This window comes from Nostoc sp. TCL240-02, assembly GCF_013343235.1.
Taxonomy (GTDB): domain Bacteria; phylum Cyanobacteriota; class Cyanobacteriia; order Cyanobacteriales; family Nostocaceae; genus Nostoc.
The window spans coordinates 2,384,380-2,397,780 of the sequence record NZ_CP040094.1 but is presented as its reverse complement, the minus strand read 5'-3'; the positions used below and the strand labels follow the sequence as shown (position 1 = coordinate 2,397,780).

Here is a 13,401-nt window from a genome sequence, read left to right as displayed (position 1 = left end):
AATTTAAGTAAAATCAACTACAAGTCTAGAGGTGCGAACTTTACGATCGCCTACACTTAAGCAACTGATTTTGTTATATTTTCTGATGACAATCAAGGAAGATTTTGTATAAAAAAGTACTATAGTTTACTAGGAGAGATGAATGATGGCACGTCCTAAAAGAAACTCCAGCGTTTTAGAAAAAGCCGATCGCCGCATTGAAAGTTTACAATCTATCAGTGTAGCATTAGACTTTGGCGAAGGACTGACTATACAAGCTTACAATGCAACAATTAACGATCTACGGTCTAAGCTTGCTGCCTACAATACTGCTTTATCTTCCATTGACAAACTCACAGATGATGTGAAGAATGCAGAACAGGCTGTAATTGCAATGTCAGAAAAAATGTTACTAGGAGTTGGCAGCCGTTACGGTAAAACCAGCCAGGAATATGAGATGGCGGGTGGTGTGCGACGAGGTAATACCAAGAAGAAGCGAAGCGTACTAGGCAATTCCCAAGTCATCAATTCTGTTCAGCCTTCTTCTGTAAATGGATCTATGAATGGGATATCGGCTGCGATCGCAAGTTAGCTAAAATCCAATAAGGTTTATATAGCGGTTTTCGTACCCTGCGGTAAGCCGCTACGCATCTATAGATGCAATAGACTTTAGCCTCTCTCCTAAAAAGCTACGGTGTACACACATCTCTGTACAAAACCAAAATCCTGTAGATCCTCCTAAATCCTCCTTAAAAAGGAGGACTTTGAGAGGTTTTTGCCCCCTTTTTTAAGGGGGGTTGGGGGGATCAAAAGGCTCTGGGGCAACTCTAGAGGTCTGTAACTGGCAAAAAATCAAAGTTTTTAACCCGCCTTGGCGTAGCTTCCGTAGTAAAGGCGGGTTTTGTATTTCGACTCCGCTCAACACAAGTCTGTGTAGCCGCAACTTCCAGCCACCCAGTGTAGTACGCAAACATACTATAATTTGTAAAAAGCGTAATTTCTCCCACTCTTAAAGACGCAAGAGGTATCGTTGGTGTCGCTCAAAGTATTCCTTTCCTACTCTCACGCCGACGAATCCCTAAAGAATGAACTCGTTAACCACCTCACTATGTTGAAACGGCAAGGTATAATTTCAACCTGGGACGATCGCGAGATACCACCTGGAGGAGAATGGGATCGGCAGATTAATGAGAATTTGAATACAGCCGATATCATTTTATTGCTGGTAAGTTCAGACTTTATCCGTTCTGAGTACTGCTGGAGTGTTGAAGTTACTAAAGCAGTAGAACGCCACGAAGCTGGAGAAGCTTGCGTCATTCCAATTATTTTGCGAAGTGTGGCTTGGCAATCACCACCATTAGCTAGACTACAAGCTCTGCCCAAAAATGCCCAACCTGTTACATCTTCATCTTGGCATAATCGAGACGATGCATTCACGAATGTAGCTGAGGGAATTAAGGTTGCTGCTGAACAACTAAGTAAGGCAAAGGCTATAGCTCAATATCGTCAGAAGGTTGAAAAATTTGCGTCTGATGGCGATGGTGATATTTCTTTTGGGGAGTTGAAAATATTAAAAAGATTAGAGATAAATTTAGGATTAATAGATTTAGAAGCTAGTGCAGTTCAAAAAGAAGTATTAAAGCCTTACAAAATACGTCAGCAACATATAGATGACTACAGAGAATTATTCATAGATTTTGTAGCTCAACACAGATATCCGTTGGATGAAAGAGCTAAAAAGGAATTAAATAAATTACAACGAGAGTATGAGCTTAAGGATGAAGATGTAGTAGAAGCAAAGCTTTTTACAGAAAATTTGGGCGATGGCGTAGTTCTAGAAATAGTTCCAATTCGTGGCGGTAAATTCTTGATGGGTTCCCCAAAGAATGAGCCAGAACGATTCGATTGCGAAAGTCCACAGCACCTTGTTACTATTCAACCTTTTTTCATGGGTAAATACCCGGTTACACAAAGCCAATGGGCTGTTGTTGCTGGGCTAAAAAAGGTAAATATTGATTTAAATCCTGAACCATCTTACTTTAAAGGCGCTAATCGACCTGTTGAACAAGTATCTTGGGATGATGCAATTGAGTTTTGTGCCAGATTATCTAACAAGACTGGGAAAACCTATCGCTTGCCTAGTGAGGCAGAGTGGGAATATGCCTGTCGTGCGGGAACGACTACCCCATTTTATTTTGGTGAGACGATTACGACAGACTTAGCAAATTATGACGGTAACTATACTTATGGTGCTGGGTCAAAGGGTAAATATCGTCAGCAAACAACAGATGTCGGAAAATTTTCACCAAATCCCTTTGGTTTATTTGATATGCATGGTAATATATGTGAATGGTGTCAAGATACTTGGCACGAAAATTATAACGGAGCGCCAACAAACGGTAGCGCTTGGATGAGTAATAATAAGTTGCGGCAGCTGCGTGGTGGTTCGTGGGGCAGCGTTACCACGTATTGCCGCTCGGCGTATCGCGACTCTTTCGCGCGTGTCGGCGGGTACACCTTCGTGGGTTTTCGGGTTGTGGTGGTTCGTGGCAGGACTTAGTAGCCCTTTACGCTCTTGTCCTTTTGCCCTCTTCACTTTTTTCTTTTCCCTTCTTTTCTTATTTGTCTCGCGCTCTGCGCGATAAAATTTTTTAGCTAAATTTCGTTCCTCAACCCAACATCAATAATCCGTGTTAAGCAAGTTTACCTTGTGGAAAACTTGTGGAAAAACTATAGTACTTTTCCACAAAGTAATTATACTTAATTAAGTTTTATCAGGAAAATATCAAGTTTTTCCCAGATTTTTCCACAAAAAGTTAGATTTTTCCACAATCTAAGTTATATTTAATCAATTTTTATACGTTACTTAATATTTTCGATTAATTATTTAGCTTTCAAGGCTAGCGATCGCACTACTGGTTGTGGAAAACTTAAAATATATCTTCAAGATAAAATAGAGACTAGCAAAGCTAAACTTCGGTAAAGGTTATCAAAACAAATCAAATCAGATTCAATGACCGCTACTCATCATTTCTGGCTACCTGCACCGACAGATTTAACTTTGTTATCAGATGAGATTCATGTCTGGCGTATAGAACTTGACCAACCAGAACTACAACTGCAAAATTTAGCAGCAACTCTTTCTAGTGACGAAATAGCTCGTGCTGAAAGGTTCTATTTTCAGGAACATCGACAGCGTTTCATTGCTGGTCGTGGCATCCTGCGAACTATATTAGGTCGCTACTTGGATATCCAGCCTTTACAAGTGCAGTTTAATTATCAACAGCGTGGAAAACCAGTATTAGCAGATAAATTTGCCGATAGTGGATTGGCGTTTAACTTGTCTCATTCCCAAGGGTTGGGTTTGTGTGCGGTGAATTGTACCCATCCAATTGGTGTAGACCTAGAATATATTCGCCCGATGTCTGATATTGAAGCTCTTGCCAAACGGTTCTTTTTACCGAGAGAATATGATATGTTGCGATCACTATCTCCCAACCAACAGCAAGAAGTATTTTTCCGTTACTGGACTTGTAAGGAAGCTTATTTAAAAGCAACCGGAGACGGACTATCCCAGTTAGAGCAAATTGAAGTATCGCTAACTCCCACAGAACCAGCCAAGTTACAGATAACTGAAAACTGGAGTCTTTTTGAATTAGTACCTGCTAACAATTTTGTTGCTGCTGTCGCTGTCGCAAATTGTGGCTGGAATTTAAAATGCTGGCAATATTGATACTAATCATTTGTCATTTGTCATTCTTCCCCATTCCCCATTCCCAATTCCCCTATTTATCTTCCTGCATATTTCTCACAACTTTTGTCACCAGCTTTCTAGGTGCAAATCTGACGATTTTTGCCAGTAGTTTATTCATAAAACCAGGAATGACAATAGTTTTGCCCTTCATTAAGCCGTGAAAACCAATTTCGGCTACTGTTCGTGCATCCATCATCCGCTTACCCTTGAGCAGCTTAGAGTCAGCCATCCCAGTTCTTTCGTGAAAGCCAGATTCGGTTGAGCCTGGGCAAAGAACTGTCACAGTGACACCTGTTCCTTCTAATTCATTAGCGATCGCTTCTGAAAACGATAAGATATAAGCTTTAGTAGCAAAATAAACCGCCATCAAAGGCCCTGGTTGAAAAGCCGCAGCCGAAGCAACATTTAATATCTTACCTTCACCTTGCTTTACCATGTGTTTTACGAATAGCTTAGTTAAATGGGTGAGGCACACTAAATTTACCTGTAGCATTTCCAATTCAGTAGCTAGGTCTGTTTCGTGAAATAATCCATAGATACCAAATCCGGCATTATTTACCAGCACATCAACATTAATATTGGCGAGTTGCAGCTCCGTGAAAATTTCTTCAGGAGCAGTTGATATAGATAAATCCTTAACAATAGTTTTGACAAAAATTCCAAATTTCTCTTGGAATTTAGCTGCAATTTCTAGTAGCGTTGGCCCATTTCTGTCTACTAATACCAAATTGTAATCATGAGCAGCAAAAATACAGGCTAATTCGTAGCCAATTCCACTGGCTGCCCCAGTAATAAGAGCAGTTTTTTTGCTCTGACCTTGATGTGTTTTGTTCATGTAAAAATATTGGTGAATTCAACTTGATGAAGCTGCCTTGCATTTACAGTGGTTCTCGTTCTACAATTTAGTACGCGTAATATTTGAATCGACAATAACTGTCTTGAGTTATTACCATTTCAAATGCTTGTGTGATGCCTTGGATAGATGTAACAGTCCAAACGTAAATTTAGGACTTATACATCAAATAAGTGGAGCATTAAAGAAGTTTAGTGATTTCAAACTACTAGCACTGGCTTTTGATTACTTACAAAAGCCAGTAGGCAAAATCAAACTTTTATGCCCGACACTAACCATTCTATCTTCAATTGCTTCTGTCAAGTGGTGAATCCTAAAAAATTACATTATTGAGCATAAAAAAACAGGGCAATTATATTGCCACTGTTGGTATATAAGTTGTTGCTGGCATCTGAAATATTAACTATTCAGCAGTACTGAGTTTTAAAAAACATCGACTAAATAAACTTGTTTTGTTGTAGCTGTAGGGTGTGTTAGGGCTTCGTAACGCACCGAAAGTATTCGGGATAGTGCGTTACGTTCCTAACACATCCTACGCAAGTAGTGAACTCCTAAGCCAGATTCAAAAAGCCGCTTTGAATCAAGTAAGCTGTATAAGTCATAAACAATTGAGAGTCAATTGGCGGACAAGCAATAGAACTACCTGCCAATGCATGAAGAGTATCTTGGCAGCTAATGTGGGGTCTTCTAGCTTGTAAGTACAAATCAGGAATAGTGAGTTGTTCATCAGACCAACGTTCTAGCAAAAATGGCCGCAGAGTGTACAAAGGATTGTCAGCAGAAGTCACATTATTGATTAACTCTGATTGCCATTTTTCGAAAGGAATCATTTCAACTGAATAACCAAAAGAGCGTATCCACTCAACTAGCATTTTCAAAGCAGCGGGTTGGGGATGTTGTAAATTGAAAGCTTTACCTATGGATTCTTTTTGGCGTGATAGATAAACGATCGCTTTACTTACATAGTCAACAGGTGACATATCCAACATATAATCTACATCAGGGAAATATCCCATTTGTAGACAGCCCTTGGTCATCAAATTGATAAAGTCATGTGTGTTACAAATGCCTGTTTTGCTATCACCAGAAATCAGTGGTGGTCTGTGGATAGTTACAGGAAGTCCACGGTCACGAGCAATTTTGACTAACTTTTCAGCTACCCATTTAGTTTGAGAGTAACCAAGATAAATACCTTCCCAATGATTGAATTCATCCTGTTCTTTGACAACTTTGCCAGCATAAGCAGTGGATTCAAAAACAGCAACGCTGGAAACGTAATGTACAGGCTTGACTTTAACTTGACAAGCCAATCTCAAAACTTCTTGAGTGCCTAAAACATTGGCTGCTTTCAGTGCAGAGTATGGAAAAACATAATTCAACAAAGCAGCACTATGATATATAGTATCAATATTGCCAGCTAAAGTTTGAAACTGTTCCGAACTAATACCTAACAAAGGCTGAGATAAATCGCCGACAATCGGAATAATTCTGGAGCTAAATTCTTCCTGCCAAATTGCATACTGTTCTAGATTTTTTTGGAGTTTGCTTTTGCCTTCTTCAGCATTAGCAGCACGTACTAAGCAATAGATATCCGCATTGGTTTCTTGTAGCAATTCCCGGATGATAAAAGCTCCTAAAAAGCCTGTTCCTCCAGTTAAAAAGATGTTCTTAGATTCACCCACAAGTACATTCGATGCAGCACCGGGATGGATGGTGGGGTCAAGAACAGCCTCAGCACCCAAATCTAGAACAGAGGGTGCAATGTTGGCATTAGAAGCTACCACCTTTGTATCTTGAACTGGTGAACCTTCTTGCACTTCTTCAGCTAAACGCTGTGAAAGAGCCTCAATATTTGGGTAATGCCACAGCAGCAACGGAGATGGTTGAAATCCGAGCAACTTTTCTAAGTTACTTACTAGAATCATTGCTTGGGCTGAATCCAAGCCATAGTTTTCTAAATGTTCTTTGACATCTATTTCATCAGTTGCTACTCCTAGCAACTTAGCTAAGTTAGATACCAAAAATATTTGAATATCGTCTGCTGTGAAAGACTGTTTTATAGTCATTTTTAAATCTCCAACAATGATGTAGAACGAACAGGGTGATACTGACTGTAATAATCGGAAGCTTGTAGCCCTTGAATTTTCAAATTTTGAACGCGATACAAAAAGGCTGCACCAGTCATAATTTGATTAGCAACATCAACTACACCACGATTATTTGGTTCAGACAGGTAGGAACCGCGTACCCAGTCATTGAAACCGCCCATTGCCGGGCCACACCAAATTTGATAATCGACTTCTCTACCTTTTTCACCAGAACTAGACCAACGGGAAGATAATCCTAAATACCAACGGAAAATCAACGCCATTTTTAGTTTAGGATTATTAACTGCTTTCCCAAGTTTCTCAGGATTCTTTTGGGACAAATAAGCCGCAGTTCCTTCCCATACTTCAGCAATAGTTTTGCGAAAAACTTGTTTTTCTAATTTCTCTCTTTCTGCAAGAGGGATGCTTTCAATGGAATCATAAGCGCGATAGAGTTCAAATAATTTCTGCGCTCGCATGGGGAACATTGTACCCCGTTTGAGAACTTGCAATTTGACTCCCATTTCAAACATATCTGCTGCTGGAGCCATTATCATATCAGCCATTTCTGCTTGAGCTAGTAACTTTTTGGTATGTTCACAAGCCCCAGATTCAACACATGACTGATTAATGGAACCGGTCATTATATAAGCAGCACCCATCATGAAAGCTGCTAATGCTGATTGTGGTGTCCCAATTCCTCCTGCAACGCCGATTCTAATGGGTATTTGGTAATGATATTGGGCTTGAATTTCATCCCGCAAGGCAATAATAGAAGGTAACACACAAACCAAGGGACGGTTATCTGTGTGACCTCCAGAATCAGCTTCGACGGTAATATCATCAGCCATTGGAACTTTCGCTGCAAGAGTTGCTTGTAACTCAGTAATTAACCCTTGTTGCAGAAGTTCTTTGATAATTCTCGCTGGTGCTGGTTGCATAAATTTAGTCGCAACTTCTCGGCGAGAAATTTTGGCAATGACTTTATTTTTGATTTCAATTTGATTGCTGCTATTTAAGCTCAATCCAGCAACACGGTAATAAACAATGTTGGGTGTCAAGTCGAGAAATGCAGATGCTTCTACTGTTCTCACTTGATATTTAAGATATAAATCCACAGCGCGGCGTTCAATCGCAGGTTCGTTGGGGCTGTGAATTAAATTAAATGCATAAGGCCCTTGAGGTAAAGCTTGTTGAATGCGATTGATGGCTGCTTCCAAACGTTCTGGAGTTAAACCACCTGCACCAAAGGAACTCAAAATTTGCTCTTTTCCGAGTGCAATGACCATTTCTTCGGAAGCAATTCCGCCAGCCATTGCGCCGGTAACGTAGGCGTATTTCACTCCATGAGAGGAGAGAAAATTGGGGTCTCCAAACTGTTGAATGCGGATTGGGGATGCAAATGTTAAGAGTTCTACTTGTGCTGTTGTGCCATTATCACCAGGGGATAAATACCCCTCATTGGTGACACCGATTTTTCCGGCAACTTTCACGATGTAGCATGGTTTATTTAATACCATCAATTTATCTTTGATGGTTTGTTTCTCAAAAGATACAGTTTCTAAAGAACCTTTCCAAACCTGGTTTTTGTTATGCGACCAAGCGGAGAAGTTAAGACCATTATCGTGTTTACTTAGTACCGTATCTACGGTTGTCACGGTAGTTATCCCTCGGATTATACAAACAATGGATGATAAAGTTGAAGGGTGTAGACTCTGTTAAAGAACCGCAGAGGTGCAGAGGGCACAGAGTAAGAGAGTAATACCAATTCTCTAGGAGATGCACGTAATAATTTTTAAACGAACCGCGAAGGACGCAAAGGGCGCGAAGGAAGAAAGAGTTGAGAGAGAATTGGTATAAGATATTAAGATTCGTCGTTAAGCAAGTTTTGGGCGCAAGCTAGTTGCAATTGAATGATTTCGCTCATTTGCTGACTGTAATCTTGTCTAGACTGTAAGAAGGCTGTGTGTGCTTTAGTTATCTTTGAATTATTAGCATTGAGCTTTTGATACTGGGTCTTATTTAAATCGAACATGCTGATGATGCTACTAATTTTTTTAGTGATGACAGATGGCGAAGAAAGAGAAGTTTGCTGCCCAATTGCGATTGACTCAGAAGATTGTAATTGTTCTCTCGGTTCAAAAACGTTATCAATGATATTTTTCGGTTTTACTTCTTCTGGCTGAGGCAAGATGTTATGGGAGTAAGTTTCTTCTTGGATTATTTGGTTGGAAGTATTAAGAGAATCTGTGATTTCAGATTGCTGGATGTTAGGTATATCTGGATGCTGTATTTTGAAACGTTCACTCCTAAGATCCCCAGCAAAATCTTCAACAAGCTTGCGATTTTTTTCGCTCAAAATTGTAGCAGCAATTGCTTTTCCACCCAAGGTAACTGTTCTCAATGTTGCTTTATTTTGATTAGCGGTTCCTTGAGCTTTACTGTACAACGGTGATAAATCCACGTTCACCTGATGACTGAGTAGTTTTGCTAATGCTTTGACCATTGCAGCATGGTCATCCATCCCTCTACGATTTAGAGAGACTGTAATATGTTCTTGGTTGCCGAGAATTTTATCAATCCATCGCGAACAGACATTACCTGCGCCTGCTTCTAGAAATATTTTGACTCCATCACCGTAGACACGATTAACTAATTGCGGAAAATCAAGTTCTTGGCACAATCCTTTGGCGATGTTGTGGGCAATGGTATCACTATCAAGTGTAATTGGTTGATAATCGGCGGCTGAGTAAAAAACGATACCGGGCAGATTTTGCGATGGTAAGGTGTTTACCTTCTTGATTTCCTCGTACTGCGATCGCATCGCTTCACAATGTATCACATGGTCGAAGGGCGCGGGGAAAGCGTTACAACCTAAAGTTGCAATCACTCGCTTACAGGCGGCATCATCACCAGCAATTAATACTTCTTCTGGTGTGTTAATTTGAGTTAAGTAGACGCGGTTCTCTTGTTTCAGGCATTCTCTAACTTGCGATGGAGTAGCCATGAGAACATAAGTATTCCAAAGATTGTTGTTTGGCGAATCTGTTAATCCCCAATATTCACGCACAGCATTTTTCGGGCCGGATAGCTTATCGCCAAATAGAGGGGATGAGTTTAAGGTGTTACTTCCACCCTCAAAATCACTCCAAACCCCTTGGGCAACCATCATGCTAGTTTCACCCAAGCTATACCCAAATACGGATTGCGGCTTGACTTTAAAATCATCTCGGAAAATTGCCGTCATGTATCTAGCAAAGGCGATTTCACTTTCAAACATTGCCAGTGAATCATCTAACAACTGCTTTTCGAGAGTTTCTAGTTGCCTAGTTGTCAATTTAGGTAAGCTTCTGGGATAAACTAACTTTTCAACATCGGCAGCCCGGTTGTAGAGATTGTTACTTTTTAAGTCCTCGAAGACTTTAGGAAACAAGCGAAAGACAGTACGACCAATGCCTATATAAGAATTGACTGCGGCGGGATAAACGTAAGCAACTGCTCCCGTTTTACCCAATGGTTTCGCGGTGAAATAACTTCCTAGTGGCGTTTGCCAATCTGTGCCGTTTTCAAAGGCATTATTTATACCTTTGCGGGCAGATTCAATTTCTTTGAGTAAATCTTTTGTGTTACGTCCTGTAATTGATAAGACGTATTTTGCATCAGATTGCTGTTGAAAAGTAGCAAATGTTTCGCTGGCGTTAGCTGATAAAGAAGAACTCGCTTCTATGGTATGTTGGAGATTGTTGAGAAGATCGGAGATGGTGGTGCGATCGCTAACTGCTATCGGAAACAGATGAAAAGGCATTTGTTGCAAATATCTGTTGTCACGTTCCTCGTGGCTGGGTTCTTCCGATAAGATTAAATGGGCGTAACTGCCATCTATACCCATGCTATTAATTGCTGCTATTCTGCGTGTACCGCCTTTATCGACAAACCAAGGTCTTGATTCCATTGCCACATAGAAGGGGCTACCTTCCCATACTTGCGGTGTTTTGACACCAGACCATTTGGGCGTGGCGGGAATATACCTGTAATAAAGACAGAGGGCGGTTTTGATTAAGCTAGCAATTCCCGATGCTGTATAAGTGTGGCCGATATTGGCTTTGACGCTGCCCAATGCACAGTGCAGACCATTGCCCACTTTCGGATAAGCTTGCAATAAACCTGTGATTTCCGCTTCATCCTCCTGGGGAACGCCACTACCGAAGACTTCCACATAGTTAACCTCTGTGGGTTGAATCTCCGCCATCTCGAAAGCTTGTTTGCAGACATTGCTGATAGCTGAAGCATCAGGTTTTACCAAAGCATCACTCAAAGTAGAATTACCTTGTGCAAAACTCATGGCATCAATTACTGCATAGATGCGTTCATTATCTTCCTTAGCAGCTTCGTAGCGCTTGAGGACGACAGCACCCGCACCTTCGCCAACCGTCCAGCCATTAGCTTGTTGGTCATAACCCAATGTATTGACACCCGTATTAATTGGGGCAAATTGGCTGCGGAATAAGACGTTTTCCACACCGCCGGCTAAATCTACCGCACCCACAACCACTGCGTCTACTTCTCCCGTAGCGAGTAACATTTGGGCAACTTCCAACGCTTTGAGGGCAGAATTTTCGCCAGCGCTGACGGTGAATGCAGGACCAGTGAAGTTCCACAAAGCAGAAATCCGACTCGCCATGATGTTGGCGATGTGACTCACATATTCGCCGATTTCTACTGGTTGATGAATGCTATCTTTGACAATGGTTTCCAGTTGGGAAAGCTGTTCAGCAGGTAGAGAAATTCCTTGGTTGAGTAAGCCGTCTTTAACTTGCCAAGAGAGATTCCATCTTTGTTGTAGCTGATGCACAGAGAATTCTGTCTCGGCGGCAACAATCACAGCCACATTGCCACCCTCCTGTAGTTTCGCATCTTTGACGGCGCGATCGCTAACTTTCAGGAGCAATAATTGTTGTGGGTTTAGCTTTTCGATTTCATTTGGTGGGATTTTGCACGATAAAGTATCGATTTCAAAATCCTTGATATATGCCCCTACTGGTGCTTTACCATCTGCTAAACCGTACTTTTTCAGGACACTTTCTTGATTTTCTATACCATGCCATCTTTGAGGCGGTAGAGAAGTAAAATGCTGTGTTCCATCATAAATGCTCCGTTCAAAAGCATCTAAGCCATTGCAGTTACCAAAAAAGGCATCCATGCCAACAATGGCGACTTTGGTAGGTAGAACAGGTGGAGTTGGTTCAACAGATTGTGTTGTATTTCCTTGCTCTAAAATCAGATGAGAATTAGTGCCGCCAAAACCAAAAGCACTGATAGCCGCCCGTTTAATTGGTGCGTTATTATTAGGCCATGTCGTAGCTGTTCTAACAATTTTATCGGCGGAAATTGTACCTTTTTCTGACGTTAAAGGTTCCGAAACATTCATGGTTGCTGGAATTACACCATGAGACATACTCAAAATCACTTTAGTCAAGCCAACCATGCCAGCAGCAGTTAACAAGTGACCAGTATTTGCTTTAGCAGAACCTACCAGAGGTGCAGCTTGATTTTGACCAAAAAATGTTTCGATTGAGTTGAACTCGGTTGTATCTCCTAGCAATGTGCCGGTGGCGTGACACTCTAGATAATCAATGCTTTTTGGACTGAAATTGGCCTCATTGTAGGCTCGTTCAAAAGCTAAGGTTTGTCCTTTAGGGTTCGGACTCAATAAATGTTTACCTTTGCCATCATTCGAGAGTCCATTACCGCAGATAGTGGCGAGAATATTATCACCATCTCTAACGGCATCAGAATATCTCTTCAGCATCACCATCCCAACACCATCGGCGGGAATTAGCCCTCTAGATGACTTATCTAAGGGACGACTGATGCCGTTTTCTGCATACCCTTGAACACCGGAAAATAACATTCGCACGAATAAGGAATCTGCACAACTGATGGCTCCAGCTAACATGACATCAGCTTTGTGTGACCATAAGTAATGAGATGCTAATTTAATAGCATAAAATGATGAAGAGCAAGCGGCATCCAGACATAAATTAATCTGGGATAGAGATAGAGCTTGAGCAACGATAGATGCTGGTAAGCCAGATATCATCGCATTGTACAAAGATGCTTTGGTTGCACTTGGTAAAGCAGCTAAATCAAAGTCTTCATGCTGCAAAAGTTCTCTGACAGCAGGATTAATAGCTTGCTGGTAAATTGGAGAGAATAACTGATTAGATAACTTTGTCGGGAATGACAAATTACCTAAAATTACGCCACATTTTGCCAGGACAGTTTGATTACCCCAATAACCACTCTGTACAATTGCTTGTTTAGCTGCATACAATGACCATTTGAAGGTGTTATCTAAACCAGCAACAAATTCTGATGGGAGATTGTATTCGGATGGATTAAACTGGAAGTTGCGGATGTATCCGCCTTTAAGGGAATAGGTTTTGTCTGGTGTACCTTTGACTGGATTGTGAAAGATTGTCGGATCTACTCCGATTTCTTCGACGGTTGCAGAGGATGTCGAATCTTTTTGATTAACGATGTTTTGCCAGTATTCTTCAGGATTATTTGCATCGGGGAATAGGCATGATAATGCGATGATGGCTATTTTTTCCACGATTTATATGCTCCGAGTTTGGGTATTTAGCAAGAGATATTTAACAGGCAGGATTTACGCTGTTCCCCAAACTTTAAACGAGGCAATTTATAGCAATCCTATTTGAGTTGTG

Annotated in this window: 8 protein-coding genes; 3 read left to right on the top strand and 5 right to left on the bottom strand. The window is 41.0% G+C overall.

Annotated elements, in window-relative coordinates:
* Positions 1-142 precede the first annotated feature (142 nt).
* Positions 143-571: a hypothetical protein gene (locus tag FBB35_RS10330; protein ID WP_368041827.1), complete on the top strand. Its 429-nt coding sequence runs from the start codon at positions 143-145 to the stop codon at positions 569-571.
* 235 nt (positions 572-806) lie between these two features.
* Here the strand turns inward: FBB35_RS10330 and FBB35_RS10325 are convergent, their stop codons facing one another.
* Positions 807-953, bottom strand: coding sequence for a hypothetical protein (locus FBB35_RS10325; protein ID WP_174709558.1), 147 nt, complete (start codon positions 951-953; stop codon positions 807-809).
* A gap of 59 nt (positions 954-1,012) precedes the next feature.
* Between FBB35_RS10325 and FBB35_RS10315 the strand changes: the two genes are divergently transcribed.
* Complete coding sequence (locus FBB35_RS10315; RefSeq protein WP_254625902.1) at positions 1,013-2,539, top strand: SUMF1/EgtB/PvdO family nonheme iron enzyme; 1,527 nt, start codon at positions 1,013-1,015, stop codon at positions 2,537-2,539.
* Between the two features lie 453 nt (positions 2,540-2,992).
* On the top strand, positions 2,993-3,712 hold the full coding sequence (gene hetI / locus FBB35_RS10310) for a 4'-phosphopantetheinyl transferase HetI (protein WP_174709557.1): 720 nt from the start codon (positions 2,993-2,995) through the stop codon (positions 3,710-3,712).
* 52 nt (positions 3,713-3,764) lie between these two features.
* Here the strand turns inward: hetI and FBB35_RS10305 are convergent, their stop codons facing one another.
* The 4 genes from FBB35_RS10305 to FBB35_RS10290 all read right to left on the bottom strand — a co-directional run bounded on the left by FBB35_RS10305 (position 3,765) and on the right by FBB35_RS10290 (position 13,289).
* Positions 3,765-4,568 carry an SDR family oxidoreductase gene (locus FBB35_RS10305; RefSeq protein ID WP_174709556.1) on the bottom strand — a complete coding sequence of 268 codons (804 nt, stop codon included), beginning with the start codon at positions 4,566-4,568 and terminating at the stop codon, positions 3,765-3,767.
* A gap of 569 nt (positions 4,569-5,137) precedes the next feature.
* Positions 5,138-6,652, bottom strand: a complete 1,515-nt coding sequence (locus FBB35_RS10300) for a thioester reductase domain-containing protein (RefSeq protein ID WP_174709555.1) — start codon at positions 6,650-6,652, stop codon at positions 5,138-5,140.
* A 2-nt stretch (positions 6,653-6,654) separates the two neighbouring features.
* Positions 6,655-8,331 (bottom strand): PfaD family polyunsaturated fatty acid/polyketide biosynthesis protein, encoded by a 1,677-nt coding sequence (locus tag FBB35_RS10295; protein ID WP_174709554.1) that lies wholly within the window; start codon positions 8,329-8,331, stop codon positions 6,655-6,657.
* 206 nt (positions 8,332-8,537) lie between these two features.
* Positions 8,538-13,289 carry a PfaB family protein gene (locus FBB35_RS10290; RefSeq protein ID WP_174709553.1) on the bottom strand — a complete coding sequence of 1,584 codons (4,752 nt, stop codon included), beginning with the start codon at positions 13,287-13,289 and terminating at the stop codon, positions 8,538-8,540.
* Between the last annotated feature and the right edge of the window lie 112 nt (positions 13,290-13,401).